The 15,055-nt window shown below is 69.5% G+C and carries 14 protein-coding genes; 8 read left to right on the top strand and 6 right to left on the bottom strand.

Annotation, left to right across the window (positions count from 1 at the left end; all coding sequences use genetic code 11):
• Positions 1-14: 14 nt before the first annotated feature.
• The 8 genes from AC1PME_RS16985 (at position 15) to AC1PME_RS17020 (ending at position 9,600) form a co-directional block, all read left to right on the top strand.
• Positions 15-920, top strand: coding sequence for a histone deacetylase family protein (locus AC1PME_RS16985; RefSeq protein ID WP_254459033.1), 906 nt, complete (start codon positions 15-17; stop codon positions 918-920).
• Between the two features lie 230 nt (positions 921-1,150).
• On the top strand, positions 1,151-3,496 hold the full coding sequence (lptD, locus tag AC1PME_RS16990) for an LPS-assembly protein LptD (RefSeq protein ID WP_254459034.1): 2,346 nt from the start codon (positions 1,151-1,153) through the stop codon (positions 3,494-3,496).
• Complete coding sequence (locus AC1PME_RS16995; RefSeq protein ID WP_481096494.1) at positions 3,493-4,854, top strand: peptidylprolyl isomerase; 1,362 nt, start codon at positions 3,493-3,495, stop codon at positions 4,852-4,854. The genes lptD and AC1PME_RS16995 overlap by 4 nt, the downstream gene beginning before the upstream one ends.
• Before the next feature lie 3 nt (positions 4,855-4,857).
• On the top strand, positions 4,858-5,838 hold the full coding sequence (pdxA, locus tag AC1PME_RS17000) for a 4-hydroxythreonine-4-phosphate dehydrogenase PdxA (RefSeq protein ID WP_481096495.1): 981 nt from the start codon (positions 4,858-4,860) through the stop codon (positions 5,836-5,838).
• 125 nt (positions 5,839-5,963) lie between these two features.
• Entirely contained in the window at positions 5,964-6,758 is a 795-nt protein-coding gene (gene rsmA / locus AC1PME_RS17005) for a 16S rRNA (adenine(1518)-N(6)/adenine(1519)-N(6))-dimethyltransferase RsmA (protein ID WP_307552214.1), read from the top strand.
• Between the two features lie 310 nt (positions 6,759-7,068).
• Positions 7,069-7,452, top strand: coding sequence for a Co2+/Mg2+ efflux protein ApaG (apaG, locus tag AC1PME_RS17010; RefSeq protein WP_254459038.1), 384 nt, complete (start codon positions 7,069-7,071; stop codon positions 7,450-7,452).
• Positions 7,452-8,375, top strand: a complete 924-nt coding sequence (locus AC1PME_RS17015; RefSeq protein WP_254459039.1) for a symmetrical bis(5'-nucleosyl)-tetraphosphatase — start codon at positions 7,452-7,454, stop codon at positions 8,373-8,375. The genes apaG and AC1PME_RS17015 overlap by 1 nt, the downstream gene beginning before the upstream one ends.
• Positions 8,376-8,676: 301 nt before the next feature.
• Positions 8,677-9,600, top strand: a complete 924-nt coding sequence (locus tag AC1PME_RS17020; RefSeq protein ID WP_254460678.1) for an IS110 family transposase — start codon at positions 8,677-8,679, stop codon at positions 9,598-9,600.
• 40 nt (positions 9,601-9,640) lie between these two features.
• Here the strand turns inward: AC1PME_RS17020 and AC1PME_RS17025 are convergent, their stop codons facing one another.
• From AC1PME_RS17025 to AC1PME_RS17050, 6 genes are all read right to left on the bottom strand, one after another.
• Complete coding sequence (locus tag AC1PME_RS17025; protein WP_307553035.1) at positions 9,641-10,147, bottom strand: dihydrofolate reductase; 507 nt, start codon at positions 10,145-10,147, stop codon at positions 9,641-9,643.
• Positions 10,148-10,239: 92 nt separating this feature from the next.
• Complete coding sequence (locus tag AC1PME_RS17030) at positions 10,240-11,034, bottom strand: thymidylate synthase (protein WP_254459040.1); 795 nt, start codon at positions 11,032-11,034, stop codon at positions 10,240-10,242.
• Positions 11,031-11,939 carry a prolipoprotein diacylglyceryl transferase gene (gene lgt, locus AC1PME_RS17035; protein WP_307552217.1) on the bottom strand — a complete coding sequence of 303 codons (909 nt, stop codon included), beginning with the start codon at positions 11,937-11,939 and terminating at the stop codon, positions 11,031-11,033. Before lgt ends, AC1PME_RS17030 begins: the two co-directional genes overlap by 4 nt.
• Positions 11,940-12,837: 898 nt before the next feature.
• Positions 12,838-13,329: a TPM domain-containing protein gene (locus tag AC1PME_RS17040; RefSeq protein WP_254459042.1), complete on the bottom strand. Its 492-nt coding sequence runs from the start codon at positions 13,327-13,329 to the stop codon at positions 12,838-12,840.
• The gene (locus AC1PME_RS17045) at positions 13,329-14,231 is read right to left on the bottom strand and encodes a TPM domain-containing protein (protein WP_307552220.1); all 903 of its coding nucleotides are present in this window, start codon (positions 14,229-14,231) and stop codon (positions 13,329-13,331) included. The genes AC1PME_RS17040 and AC1PME_RS17045 overlap by 1 nt, the downstream gene beginning before the upstream one ends.
• Before the next feature lie 117 nt (positions 14,232-14,348).
• Positions 14,349-14,981 carry a LemA family protein gene (locus AC1PME_RS17050; protein ID WP_307552222.1) on the bottom strand — a complete coding sequence of 211 codons (633 nt, stop codon included), beginning with the start codon at positions 14,979-14,981 and terminating at the stop codon, positions 14,349-14,351.
• Positions 14,982-15,055 lie beyond the last annotated feature (74 nt).

The following is a 15,055-nucleotide window of genomic DNA, read 5'->3' on the forward strand; positions in this document are numbered from 1 at the left end:
GGCCGCGGCCGCGCATGCTGATCTACACCCATCCCGCCTGCCTGGGCCACGCGCCAGGACCGGAACACCCGGAACGGCCGGAGCGGCTGGACGCGGTGACGACGGCGCTGCGCGAAGCCTTCCCCGCGCTGGAATGGCGCGAGGCGCCGCTGGCCAAGCTCGGCGACCTGGCCCGGGTCCATGAGCGCGAGCTGATCGATCGCGTCCTGGCCGATCTCGACGGCCCGCAGATGCTCGACGTGGACACGGTGATTTCGCCCGGCTCGCGCGCCGCCGCGTTGCGCGCCGCCGGCGCCGGCGTCGCCGCGGTGGACGCGGTGATGCGCGGCGCCAGCGATACCGTGTTCTGCGCGGTCCGCCCGCCCGGCCATCACGCCACCGCCGACACCGCGATGGGCTTCTGCCTGTTCAACAATGTCGCCGTGGCCGCCGCCCACGCCCGCGACGCGCACGGCCTGGAGCGGATCGCCATCGTCGATTTCGACGTGCATCACGGCAACGGCACCCAGGCGATCTTCGAACGCGAACCCCGGGTGCAGTACCTCAGCACCCACCAGTCCGGGCTGTTCCCGCACACCGGCGGGGTCCACGACCGCGGCGTCGGCAACCTGCACAACGCGCTGCTGCCGCCGGGCAGCGGCGGCTTCCGCTTCCGCAACACCTGGGCCGACCAGATGCTGCCGCTGCTGGACGCGTTCAAGCCGCAACTGCTGCTGATCTCGGCCGGTTTCGACGCGCACATGCGCGACCCGCTGGCCGACCTGATGCTGGACACCGAGGACTTCGCCTGGATCACCGCCGAACTGCGCGCGGTGGCGCAGCGGCACGCCCGCGGCCGGGTGGTGTCCCTGCTGGAAGGCGGCTACGACCTGCAGGCGCTGCGCGAGGGCAGCGTCGCCCACGTCGACGCGCTGCGCTGAGGCCGCCTCTTCCGGTTCCCGGCACCGACGCCGCCACCGATGCGCGCCACCACGGTCCTTCGGAATGTGCCTGGCCAGCAGCGCCGGCCAGGCACACGCGGCGTCCTCGAGGCGGGATGACACGCCCAGGCCCCCGATGAACCCCGTCCCCTGCCCGCCGGAGGCCTTCATTGCCCCTATGCACCGGATGGGGCAAGCTAGCGGCCGTTTTAGCCCGATACCTGACGCGCGTGCGCCGAGCCCTCCGCCTGCTACCTCTTCCGTTCAGTATCGCCCTCTGCCTGCCGGCGGTGGCCGCTGAAAAGCCGCCGAACTGGGGCCTGTGCCCGACGCCGGACGTGCTGCCCAAGTTCGACGACGCGCAGCAGCCGGACCCCAAGCTCGCGCAGAACCGCGACCAGCAGCCGACCAATATCGAAGGCGACCAGCTGTCGGGCACCACCACCGTGCCCAACTACACCGGCAACGTCGCGCTCAAGCGCGGCGACCAGTTCATGGGCACCGACAGCCTGCGGGTGGACACCGAGACCGGCAACTACATCGCCGAAGGCCACGTGCGCTACCAGGATTCGTCGATCCGCATGATCGCCGACCGCGCCGAAGGCAACCAGGACACCGACACCCACAAGATCACCAACATCCGCTACCAGTTGCTTGCGCGCCGCGGCAACGGCAAGGCCGACTCGGTCGACCTGCAGGGCGCGCTGGGGCAGATGCACCGATCCACCTACACCACCTGCGATCCCTCGCAGCGGGTGTGGGAACTGCATGCGCCGGAGATCGACGTCGACAACGACGAAGGCTTCGGCACCGCGCGCAACGCGATCCTGAAGGTCTACAACGTCCCGATCCTGTACGCGCCCTGGTTCAAGTTCCCGATCGACGATCGCCGTACCAGCGGCTTCCTGTTCCCCGCGATCGGCATGTCCAGCCGCAACGGCTTCGACTACACCCAGCCGTACTACCTGAATCTGGCCCCCAACTACGACGCCACCCTGTATCCGCGTTTCATGGCCCGGCGCGGCCTGATGCTGGGCAGCGAATTCCGCTATCTCTACGACGGCGGCAAGGGCGAGCTGCAGGCCGCCTACCTGCCCGACGACAAGCTGCGCGACAAGGACCGTGGTCGCTTCAGTTACCAGGGCTACCACAACATCAATGCGCAGTGGCAGGCGCGCGCCTCGCTGGCCTGGGTCAGCGACGAGCGCTACACCGAGGATTTCTCCAACCGCCTGCTCGGCAACGCGGTGTCCAACATCCAGAGCACGATCGGCGTCTACGGCACCGGCGACACCTGGACCGCGGGCCTGATGGCCGACCGCTGGCAGCTGACCGACTACACCCTGACCGAGGACGCGCTGCCGTACAACCGCCAGCCGCGCGCCTTCTTCAACTGGGACCAGTCGTTCGGCAACTACTTCGAGGCCGGCCTGTACAGCGAGGCGGTGCGCTTCGTGCACGACGATGTCCACGCCAAGGACGGGCTGTACGAGCGCACCGGCGTGGTCACCCCGCGCCCGGGCGGCAGCCGCCTGGACCTGAAGCCCTACATCTCGATGCCGCTGGCCGGCGCCGCCTGGTTCCTCAAGCCGACCCTGGCCTGGCGCTACACCGCCTACCAACTCGACAAGGATCTGGCGGCCACGCTCGGCGGCGACACCACGCCCTCGCGCAGCCTGCCGATCGCCACCGTCGATGCGGGCGTGTACTTCGACCGCGATACCAAGTGGGGCAACACCAACTATCTGCAGACCCTGGAACCGCGGCTGTTCTACCTGTACACGCCGTACCGCGACCAGAACGACCTGCCGATCTTCGATACCCGCGAGTTCACCTTCAGTTGGGGCCAGCTGTTCCGCGACTCGCGCTACACCGGTGCCGACCGCCAGAACGACGCCAACCAGCTGACCATGGCGCTGAGCTCGCGCCTGCTGCGCCAGGACGACGGCAAGGAGAAGCTGTCGGTCAGCCTCGGCCAGATCCTGTATTTCAGCGATTCGCGGGTCAGCCTGCCCAACAGCGACACCACCATCGAGCAAGGCAAGTCGGCCTGGGTGGCGGACGCCAACTACATGGTCAACGACCGCTGGAACCTGGGCGCCACCTACCAGTGGGACCCCAAGTACCGGCGCAAGGACCTGGCCAGCTTCCGCGCGCGCTATCTGCTGCCCGGCGACGGCATCGTCAACCTCGCGTACCGCTACCGCCGCGACCTGCTGGAGCAGGCCGACGTCTCGTTCCTGTACCCGATCAATCCGACCTGGAGCCTGGTCGGCCGGCATTACTACTCGCTGATGGACAAGAAGCCGCTGGAAAGCATCCTCGGCGTGCAGTGGGACAGCTGCTGTCTGGCGGTGCGGGCGCTGGCGCGGCGCTACGTGCGCAACCGCACCGGCGCGCTGGATACCGCCTTCCAGGTCGAGTTCGTGCTCAAGGGGCTGTCGTCCCTGGGCCAGGACACGGACCGCGTTCTGCGCCGTGCTATTCTCGGCTACAACCGCGACGACCTGTACTTGGTCCCGCCCAGCAACACCACGACCGATCCGGACGCTTACGATCCGAACCAGATTCCATGACCAAGACCCTTTCTGTTTTTCTCGCCGCCCTGATGGCGGTCGCCGGCGTGTCCGCTCCGGCCGCCGCGCAACAAACCCAACCGCTGGACCGCATCGCCGCGGTGGTCGACGAGGATGTCGTGCTGCAGAGCGAGCTGGATCGTGCCGTGCGCAACGTGAAGGCGCAGTATGCCGGCCGCGAGGCGCAGCTGCCGCCGGATAACGTGCTGCAGCGGCAGGTGCTGGAGCGCCTGATCCTGGTCAAGCTGCAGGTCGCGCGCGCCAACAGCACCGGCATCCGCGTCGGCGACGACGAGCTGAACCGCGCCATCGCCAGCATCGCCCAGCAGAACGGCACCGACGTGGACGGCCTGCGCAAGAAGCTGGCCGCCGACGGCATGTCCTACACCGACTTCCGCAACTCGGTGCGCGACGAGATCACCGTGCAGCGCCTGCGCCAGAGCTTCGCGCAGAGCCGCATCAACGTCAGCGAGGCCGAAGTCGACGCGGCGCTGGCGCAGCAGGCCACCACCGGCGCCCAGTACCACCTGGCGCACATCCTGGTCGGCCTGCCGGAAGGCGCCACCGCCGAGCAGATCAAGACCGCCCAGGGCAAGATCGACGGGGTCAAGAACCTGATCGACAAGGGCGAGATCGACTTCAACGCCGCGGCCGTGCGTTACTCCGACAGCCCCAACGCGCTGGAAGGCGGCGACCTGGGCTGGCGCAGCCTCGACGAAATCCCCAACGCGTTCGCGCAGCTGATCCGCGACATGAAGCCGGGCCAGGTGGTCGGCCCGCTGCGCGGCCCCAGCGGCTTCCAGCTGCTGAAGCTGGTCGAGGTGCGCGATGCCTCGGCCAACCCGGAAAAGAAGACCGTCACCGAGTACCACGCCCGCCACATCCTGATCCGGGTCAACGACGCGCAGCCCGATGCCGCCGCCAAGGCCAAGATCGAGACCCTGCGTGCGCGCATCGCCGGCGGCGCCGACTTCCAGACCGTGGCCAAGGAAGCGTCCGAGGACACCAACAGCCGCAGCCAGGGCGGCGACCTGGGCTGGTTCCCGGCTGACGCGTTCGGCCCGGACTTCGGCCAGCATGTCGCGAGCCTGCGGGACGGCCAGATCTCCGAGCCGTTCCGCACCGAGGCCGGCTGGCACATCGTGCAGCGCGTCGGCGAGCGCCAGACCGACGTGACCAGCGACACCCAGCGTGCCCAGGTCCGCGAGACCATCGGCCGCCGCAAGCTGGAAGAGGAATACAACCGCTTCCTGCAGGAAATGCGCGGCGAAGCCTACGTCGACCTGCGCGTGGGCAATACCGACGCCGCGACTGCGCCGGCGGCCACGCCCGCGCCGGCGCCCGCCGCCAAGCCCTGATCCATGCGCCCCTCGCTCGCGCTGGTGCCGGGCGAGCCGGGCGGGATCGGCCCGGAGCTGTGCGTGCGGCTGGCGCAACAGCCGCGGCACGACTGCCAGCTCCTGGCCTTCGCCGATCCCGACACCTTGCGCGCCGCTGCCGCGGCGCTGTCGCTGCCGCTGCGGCTGCTGCCCGAATCCAGTCCCGCCCTCGCCCCTGGCGACCTGCGCCTACGCACGGTCGCCAATGCCGTGCCCAGCCGCTTCGGCGCGACCGAACCGGCCAATGCCGCGGCGGTGATCGCCGCGCTGACCCAGGCCGCCGACGCCTGCCTGCGCGGCGAACTGGCCGGCATGGTCACCGGCCCGGTGCACAAGGCCGCGATCAACGCCGGCGGCATCGCCTACACCGGCACCACCGAATTGCTGGCGCAGCATGCCGGCCGCGACGTGGTGATGATGCTGGCCAACGCCATCGTGCGGGTGGCCCTGGTCACCACCCATCTGCCGCTGCGCGCGGTCGCCGATGCGCTCACGCCGGCCCTGCTGGAACGCAGCCTGCGCATCACCGACGCCACGCTGCGTCACGACTTCAGCATCGCCGCGCCGACCATCGCGGTGCTGGGGCTGAACCCGCATGCCGGCGAGGACGGCCACCTGGGCCACGAAGAAATCCAGGTGATGCAACCGGTGCTGGACGCCTTGCGCGCGGAAGGCATGCGTCTGCTCGGCCCGCTGCCGGCCGATACCGCGTTCCTGCCGCAGAAGCTGGCGGGCGTGGACGCGGTGCTGGCGATGTACCACGACCAGGGCCTGCCGGTGCTCAAGTACAGCGGGTTCGAGCAGGCGGTGAACCTGACCTTGGGCCTGCCCTACCCGCGCGTGGCGGTCGACCACGGCACCGCGCTGGACCTGGCCGGCCGCGGCGTGGCCGACCCGTCCAGCCTGTTCGCCGCCACCGCGCTGTGCGCGCAACTGGCCGCACGCCGCGCGCAGGCGCCATAGGAGCGGCTTCAGCCGCGACGGGCAGTCCCGAGGCAGCCCCGTCGCGGCTGACGCCGCTCCCGCATCCCCGCGCCCGCCCCCTACCTCCGCGCGCGCCGCCCGGCGCATGCCGATAAAATGCCCCCATGACCTCCTCTCCCGGCTTCGGCGCCCCGGCCAAGAAATCCCTCGGCCAGCACTTCCTCAGCGACCGCCACTACATCGACAGCATCGTCCGCGCGGTCGACCCCAAGCCGGGCGATCGGCTGGTCGAGATCGGTCCCGGCCAGGGTGCGATCACCTTCCCGTTGCTGCGCCGACATGGCCAGCTGACCGTGATCGAGTTCGACCGTGACCTGGTCGCGCCGCTGACCGCGGCGGCGGCCGACGTCGGCGAACTGACCATCCTCAACCGCGACGTGCTGTCGGTGGATTTCGCCGCCCTGGCCGACGGCGCGCGCATCCGCCTGGTCGGCAACCTGCCCTACAACATTTCCTCGCCGATCCTGTTCCATGCGCTGGACCACGCCGCGGCGATCGCGGACATGCACTTCATGCTGCAGAAGGAAGTGGTCGACCGCATGGCCGCCGGCCCCGGCAGCAAGGTCTACGGCCGGCTCAGCGTGATGCTGCAGGCCTACTGCGAAGTGACCTCGCTGTTCGTGGTACCGCCGGGCGCGTTCCGGCCGCCGCCGAAGGTGGATTCGGCGGTGGTACGGCTGGTGCCGCGGCCGCCGCAGACGGTGGGCATCGCCGACCCGAAGCGCTTCGCCGATGTGGTCCGCGCCGCGTTCGGGCAGCGTCGCAAGACCCTGCGCAACGCCTTGAACGGCGTCTGCGATGCCGCGCAGTTCGAGGCCGCGGGCGTGCGCCCGGATGCCCGCGCCGAACAACTCGAGGTCGCCGACTTCGTGCGCCTGGCCAACCTCACCCCGGCCTGACGCTCCTACCGCGCGCGACGCGTGCGCTGCACGCGCGTGGCGGCGTGGCCTGCATGCCGCCGGCGCCGCCACGGCTCAGCGCCACGCTTGGACGTAGCCACGACAGCACGTCCGCCCGTACCGTCTGATGGCAAGACGCACGACGCCGACCTTACACATCATGATCCGCGTTCCCGCGGGCTGCCACGCAGCCGGACCACGCGGCGCGTCCTGGCCGCGGAACAGGCCGCTGCGACGCCGCGCGCGCTTCGTCGCACCCGCCATTGACGCATCTCGCCTCAAACGGCAAAACACGCTCTAAACTGTGGGGATGAACGATGACGCCCCCTATCGGATCGAGGTCGAAGTGTCGCCCCGATTCCTCGACGACCAATCGGCGCCGGAGGACGGACGCTACACGTTCGCCTACACGATCCGCATCCACAACCGCGGCCGCGTCGCCGCGCGCCTGATCGCCCGGCACTGGGAGATCACCGACGGCAACGGTCGCATCGAGCGCGTGGACGGCGACGGCGTGGTCGGCGAACAGCCACGGCTGCGGCCGGGCGAGGATTTCCGCTACACCTCCGGGCTGGTGCTGGAGACCGAACACGGCACGATGCGCGGCCACTACGACATGGAGGCCGACGACGGCACCCAGTTCGTCGCCCCGATCGCGCCGTTCGTGCTGTCCGTGCCGCGGACCCTGCACTGATGGCGGTCTGGGCGATCGGCGACCTGCAGGGTTGCTACGACATCACGCAGCAGTTGCTGGAGAAGATCCGCTTCGATCCCGCGGTGGACCGGCTGTGGTTCTGCGGCGACCTGGTCAACCGCGGCGGACAGTCGCTGGAGACGCTGCGGCTGGTGCACTCGTTGCGCGACCACAGCGTGGTGGTGCTGGGCAATCACGATCTGTCGCTGCTGGCGATCGGCGAGCGCAGCCCGGACGAACAGCGCAAGGTCAATCCGGACCTGCAGCGCATCGTGCTGGCCGAAGACCGCGACGAACTGCTGACCTGGCTGCGCATGCAGAAGCTGCTGCACGCCGACCGCCAACTCGGCTGGATGATGATCCACGCCGGCCTGGCGCCGAAATGGACCACCGCGCTGGCCGAGAAGCACGCGCGCGAGGTCGAGCAGCAACTGCACGGCAACGGCTACCGCAAGCTGTTCCGCAACATGTACGGCGACCGCCCGGCGTGGTCGCCGGGCCTGACCGGCTACGACCGGTCGCGCGCGATCATCAACCTGTTCACCCGCGCCCGCTACTGCACTCCGCGCGGGCGCATCGCGATCGAGGAAAAGGGCACGCCCGGCACCCAGGCGCAAGGCCTGTATCCGTGGTTCGAGGTGCCGGGGCGGGTCGAGCGCGACCTGAAGATCGTCTGCGGGCATTGGTCGACGCTGGGCCTGACCATCACCCAGGGCGTGCACGCGATCGACACCGGCGCGGTCTGGGGCGGCAAGCTGACCGCGCTGCGCCTGGACAGCGAGGACCTGCAGGTGGTGCAGGTGCCGGGCCGGCCGGTGCAGGGACCGCCGCCGGCCGCGCGCAGCGGCACGCCGCGGCGGCGCGGCACGCCAAACCGTGGACAGACGCCCGCTGCATCCGCGCCGGAGCAGGAGCAGGAGTGAAGCTCCGGCGAGACGGTGCGACGTCGTAGGAGCGGCTTTAGCCGCGACAGGCGTCCTCGGCAATGCCTGTCGCGGCTAAAGCCGCTTGTGTCAAATGAGGGTCTATCGTTGTAGGTGAGAGCGGAGTGCGGCAGGCCGTTTAGCCGCAGTGCCAGCAAGCACGAGTAGGAGTCAGCGCCGCCGCACCCCGTATCTCCTGCCTCATCAGCCCGAACAGTTGCCCGAGTCGCGAGCTCGAACTCCACAAGCATGGGCATCGGCAGGAGTGCTCTCGTTCCTGAGTCTACTGCGGAGAACGTCTATGCGGCGCTATGTCGGGATCGATGTATCCAAGGCCGAACTGGTCATTCATGTCCTGCCGGACGAGCAGGCCTGGACCCAACCCAATACGCCACAGGGGCAGCGTGTGCTGGCCCAACGCCTGGTGGAGCTGGGCTGCGAGCGGATCTTGCTGGAAGCCAGTGGCGGCTACGAACATGCCGTGCTGCGGGTGCTCCGAGAGGCGGCCCTGCCGGCAGTGCGGATGGCCGCCGATCGTCCGCGCAAGCTAGCCCAAGCCTTGGGCCTGCAGGCCAAGACCGACGCCCTGGACGCGCGCCTGCTGGCCATCGCCGCCCAGCACATCCCGACCACGCCCACGACCGTGGTGCCCGAGCACCAGCAGTCTCTTCGCGAACTGTTGGACCTGCGTGCCACCCTGGTGGGCCAGCGCGATGCCCATCGGCGGCGCCTGGAACACATCACCAGCGCCAAGGTGCAACACCGCTGCCGAGAGGTGATCGCCCTGCTGAACCAGCAGATCCAGACATTGACGCAGGAGATCGAGCAGCAGGGCAAGACCTGCTCGAGCTTGCCCAAGGTACCTGGGCTCGGCACGATCCTGCGCGCAGTGCTGGCCGCGCGGTTGCCAGAGCTGGGCACGCTGCCGCCACGCAAGCTCGCCGCCCTGGTCGGGCTGGCCCCGTTCAATCACGACAGCGGCTGCTGGAAAGGCCAACGTCGCATCAAAGGCGGCCGTGCCGACGTGCGAGGCGTGCTGTACATGGCCACCTGGGCCAGCATCCGCGCCAAATCCCCCTTGGCCAACACCTACGCGCGCTTGCGCGCGGCCGGCAAGCCGGCCAAGGTCGCCATCGTCGCCTGCATGCACAAGTTCCTGCGCTGGCTCAATGCCATCGCGCGCGATCAGGCACCGTACGCTCCTCCGGTTATCGCTGGGGCATGACAGTTGACTCCTACGATTGGCCAGACGCTAAGCCGCCGGCCTACGCCGCGCCAGAACGGCGGCGGTAATCCACGAATTCGAACGCCAGCGCATGCCGCGCATCGGCCGGATGCGCTTGCCGCGCCACCACGTCCCACTGCGCCGGATCGAACACGGGGAAATGCGCATCGGCGCCCTCGACCACGGTCTCGACGTGGGTCAGATACAGCAGCTCGGCCAGCGGCAGGGCCAAGGCGAAGATGTCACCACCACCGATCACCGCCAGCTCCGTGGCGCCGGCCTCGCGCGCCGCGTCGATCGCCGCCGGCAGCGACGCCACCGGCCGCATGTCCGCGAACGGCACCTGCCCCGAGCGGGTCATCACCAGGTTCAAGCGCCCGGGCAGCGCCCGCCCCAGCGACTGCGCGGTCTTGCGCCCCATCAGCACCGGCTTGCCCAGGGTCAGCGCCTTGAACCGTTTGAGATCGTCCGGCAAGCGCCACGGCAGGTCGTTGTCGCGGCCGATGGCATTGGCCCGGTCCAGCGCCGCGATCAGGCTCAACCGCAGCGCGGGGCGCGTAGACGGCGACGCATCCGTCCGCGCCGCGACGGCGGCGCTTGCCGATTCCCGATTCCCCATTCCCGATTCCCGGCTGCCACTCACACCGCCACCGGCGCCTTGATCGCCGGATGCGGGTCGTAGCCCTCGATGGCGATGTCGTCGTAGGTGAAGGCGAACAGATCGGTGACCGCCGGGTTCAGCCGCAACCGCGGCAACGGCCGCGGCGCGCGCGCCAGCTGCTCGCGCGCCTGTGCGAAGTGGTTGGAATACAGGTGCGCATCGCCCAGCGTGTGCACGAAATCGCCCACGCCCAGGCCGGTCGCCTGCGCCACCATGTGCGTCAGCAGCGCGTAGCTGGCGATGTTGAACGGCACGCCGAGGAAGATGTCGCCGCTGCGCTGGTACAGCTGGCAACTGAGCTTGCCGTCGACCACGTAGAACTGGAACAGGCTGTGGCACGGCATCAGCGCCATCTGCGGCAACTCGGCCACGTTCCAGGCGCTGACCACCAGCCGCCGCGAGTCCGGGTTGCGCTTGATCTCGTCCACCAGCCACTGCATCTGGTCGATCTCGCGCCCGTCCGCGCCGGTCCAGCGCCGCCACTGCTTGCCGTACACCGGGCCGAGTTCGCCCTGCGCATCGGCCCACTCGTCCCAGATGCTGACCTTGTTGTCCTTGAGATAGGCGATGTTGGTCTCGCCCTTCAGGAACCACAGCAGCTCGTGCACGATCGAGCGCAGGTGCAGCTTCTTGGTGGTGACCAAGGGGAAGCCGTCGTTGAGGTCGAAGCGCATCTGCCAGCCGAACACGCTGCGCGTGCCGGTGCCGGTGCGGTCGGCTTTCTGCGCACCGTGCTCGAGCACGTGCTGCAGCAGCTCCAGGTATTGCTTCACTTGGCCACCTCCACCGGCGGCACCGGCTGCAGCACCGGCGCGCTGCGCGAGCGCCACAGCAGGAACACGCCCAGCAGGATCAGCGGGATGCTCAGCTGCTGGCCGCGGGTCAGCCAGTGGAAGGCCAGATAGCCCAGCTGCGCATCCGGCACGCGCACGAACTCCACCGCGAAGCGGAACACGCCGTACAGCAGCGCGAACAGGCCGGACACCGCATAGCGCGCCCGCGGCTTCATCGAGAAGGTCCACAGCACCACGAACATCACCAATCCTTCCAACGCCGCTTCGTACAGCTGCGACGGATGGCGGGCGTAGCGGTCCAGCAGCCCCGCGGCGTACTGCTGCTGCAGTTGCGCAGTGCTCATCAGGCTCTCCAGCGCCGGCGCGTTGGCCACGCCGTCCTGCACCGGTGCGTGCGGGAAGATCACGCCCCAGCCGGCGTGGGTCAACTTACCCCACAACTCGCCGCCGACGAAATTGCCGATGCGGCCGAAGCCCAAGCCCAGTGGCACCAGCGGCGCGACGAAATCAACGGTGTCGAAGAAATGCAGGCGCGCCTTGCGCGTCCACCACAGGCAGGCCGCCAGCACGCCCAGCAGGCCGCCGTGGAAGCTCATGCCGCCGTCCCACACCTTGAAGATCAGCAGCGGGTTGGCCAGGAAATCGGACAACGCGTAGAACAGCATGTAGCCGATGCGTCCGCCCAACACCACGCCGAGCATCGCGTAGAACAGCAGGTCGGAGAAGCCCTCCTCGTTCACCCCGGGCAGGCGACCGGCGCGGATGCGGCGGCGGCCCAGCCACCAGGCCGACACGAAGCCCGCCAGGTACATCAGCCCGTACCAATGCACCTTCACCGGCCCGAACGAGAAGGCGATGGGATCGATCTGGTGGAGATAGGTCATGCGGGAGCGTCGGCCGGGGGGCGAAGGTCGCCTATTCTGCCACCGACTCCACCGATTACCGCGATTGCGGCCCCTCCCACGGCATAGCGCTTCATCTGCTGGCAGGCGCACGCGCCTGCGGCAGACTCCGCCGATTACCGCGATTGCGGGCCCTTGTGCGGCATGGCGCTTCACTTGCGGAAGCGGCGCAGGTGACCTCCGGTCCATGAGCCGCGGCGCGCAGCGCCATATGGCCCAACCGGGCACTATCGCGTCGGGACTGAAGTCCCTCCCACAACCCCACCGCATCGCACCGATGCAGAAGCCGCCACTGCCCCAATGTGGGAGCGGCTTCAGCCGCGACGCGCACCGCCATCAGGCCCCAACCCGGCCCTATCGCGTCGGGACTGAAGTCCCTCCCACAATGCCACCGCATCGCGCCAATGCAGGAGGGGCCACTGCCCCAATGTGGGAGCGGCTTCAGCCGCGACGCGCACTGCCATCAGGCCCCAACCCGGCACGCTCGCGTCGGGACTGAAGTCCCTCCCACAACCCCACCGCATCGCACCGATGCAGAAGCCGCCACTGCCCCAATGTGGGAGCGGCTTCAGCCGCGACGCGCACCGCCATCAGGCCCCAACCCGGCCCTATCGCGTCGGGACTGAAGTCCCTCCCACAACGCCACCGCATCGCGCCAATGCAGGAGCGGCCATTGCCCCAATGTGGGAGCGGCTTCAGCCGCGACGCGCACTGCCATCAGGCCCCAACCCAGCACGCTCGCGTCGGGACTGAAGTCCCTCCCACAACGCCACCGCATCGCACCGATGCGGGAGCAGCGCCTCCGGTGTCCACAGCCTCGACCTCGGCAAGACGCTGCATCCCATCTGCCGGCCAGGCGAACCCAGCGTCGCCGCTTACCTCAATCCAGCACCTGCGGCAGGTTCGGCAGCTCGTTCTCGCCCTGCTGTCCCGGCTGCGCCGGGAAGTGCGCGGCCAGCAGCGCCGAGACCGCGCCGACGCCGGCGATCACCGCCTGCTCAGGCTGGCCCGCGCGCATGTCGCGCTCGATCAGTGCGCAGACCTGGCGCCACTGCGCCGCGTCCACGCGCCCGTGCAGACCGCGGTCGGCCACGATCTCGATATGGTGGTCGGCCAGCAGCAGGTAGATCAGCACGCCGTTGTTGGCTTCGGTGTCCCAGGTGCGCAACTGCGCGAAGGCCTGTTCGGCACGCAACCGCGGCGCCATGCCGCGCAGCACCTGCGCCGGCGCCAGGCCCGATTCCACCGCAAACATCACCTGCCCGCGATGCAGCCGCTCGCCCGCGGCGATCGCCGCGCCGATGCGCTCCAGGCTGGCCGCCGGGAACAGCCGCTGCGCCGAGGGCGCGAACAGGTGCCGGAGCAGGCGCATCACCAGCTCCCCGAGGCGCCGCCGCCTCCGGAACTGCCACCGCCTCCACCCCAGCCGCCTCCGCCGAAGCCGCCACCTCCACCGCCCCCCCAACTGCCGCCACCGCCGCCCCAGCCACCGCCGAAGCCGCCGCCGCCCCACCCTCCACCGCCCCATCCGCCACCGCCGGCCGAGCGGCCCGGCGAAATCCCGACGAACAGGCCCAGGATCAGGCCGATCGCACCGGTCAGCGCACCGACGAGCAGCGACAGGCTCAGCACCAGGCCGACGCCACCGCCGACCACCCCGCTCAGCACGCCGCGCACCGGGCGCGACAGCCGCGCGAACAGCACCTGCGCGACCAGCGCCGCGAACAGACCGGCGAAGAATCCGAATCCCAGACCGCCGCCGCGCGACGCCGGGGCATGCGCACTGACCGGGGCCGGCAGCGCCTCGCCGTCGATCAGCTTGACCAGCATCGCGGTCGCCTCGGCGATACCGCCGCTGTAATCGCCGGCGCGGAAGCGCGGCACCAGGTACTCCTGGATGATGCGGTTGGCGGTGGCGTCGGGAATCGCGCCTTCCAAACCATAGCCAGGCTGGATGCGCACGCGCCGGTCGTCCTTGGCCACCACCAGCAGCACGCCGTCGTCCACGCCCTTGCGGCCGAGCTTCCACTGGTCGAACACGCGCTGGGTGTACTGCTCGATGCTCTCCGGGGCGGTGCTGGGCACCACCAACACCTGCAACTGGCTGCCCTTGCGCTGCTGCAACTGCACCGCCTGCCGGTCCAGTTCCAGACGCTGGTTCGGCGTCAGCGTGCCGGTGGTGTCGACCACCGGCGCATCCAGTGGCGGGATCGGCGCTTCGGCGGCCTGCGCCCAGGCCAGCCAGGGCAGCAGTGCCAACAGCAGCAGCCACACGCAGGCATGCCGCCGGCCACGCGCAAGGCGGGCGAGGCAGCACGACGCCGTCGCTGCGGCAGCGCCTTCAGCCGCCACGGAGGTGAAACGCACGGTCGGGCCGGCCTGCGGCGGCGCTTACTGCGCCGGCGCCGGTGGTTGCGTCTGCCGCGGCGCGGGCGCCGGCTGGCCGCCGAAGTTCACCGCCGGCGCCTCGGAGATCTGCGCCTCGTTCTCCACCGAGAAGTTGGGCTTTTCCTTGTAGCCGAACAGCTTGGCGGTGATCACCTGCGGGAACGACAGGATGTAGGTGTTGTAGTCCTGCACCGCCTGGATGTAGCGGCCGCGCGCCACGGTGATGCGGTTTTCGGTGCCTTCCAGCTGCGCCTGCAGGTCGCGGAAGGCCTGGTCGGATTTCAGGTTCGGGTAGTTCTCGCTGACCACCAGCAGCCGCGACAGCGCGCTGGAGAGCTGGCCCTGGGCCTGCTGGAACTGCTGCAGCGAGGCGGCGTCGTCGGCGTTGACCTGCACCTGGCCGACGCGGGCGCGGGCGTTGGTCACGTCGGTCAGTACCTGCCGCTCCTGGTCGGCATAGCCCTTGACCGTGTTGACCAGGTTCGGCACCAGGTCGGCGCGGCGCTTGTACTGGTTCAGCACTTCCGACCAGCCGGCCTTGACCGCCTGGTCCTTCTGCTGGATGGCGTTGTAGCCGCAGCCGGACAGCAACACGGCCAGCGCGGCCAGGAACAGGGAGCGGGACAACAGGCGCATGCGATGACTCCGGCGGGTGACTGGGCGCAGCTTGCCACGCCACCGGTGAAAACGCAGCCAGCCTCAGCGGCGGC

It is taken from the genome of Xanthomonas sp. NCPPB 901 (assembly GCF_056725085.1).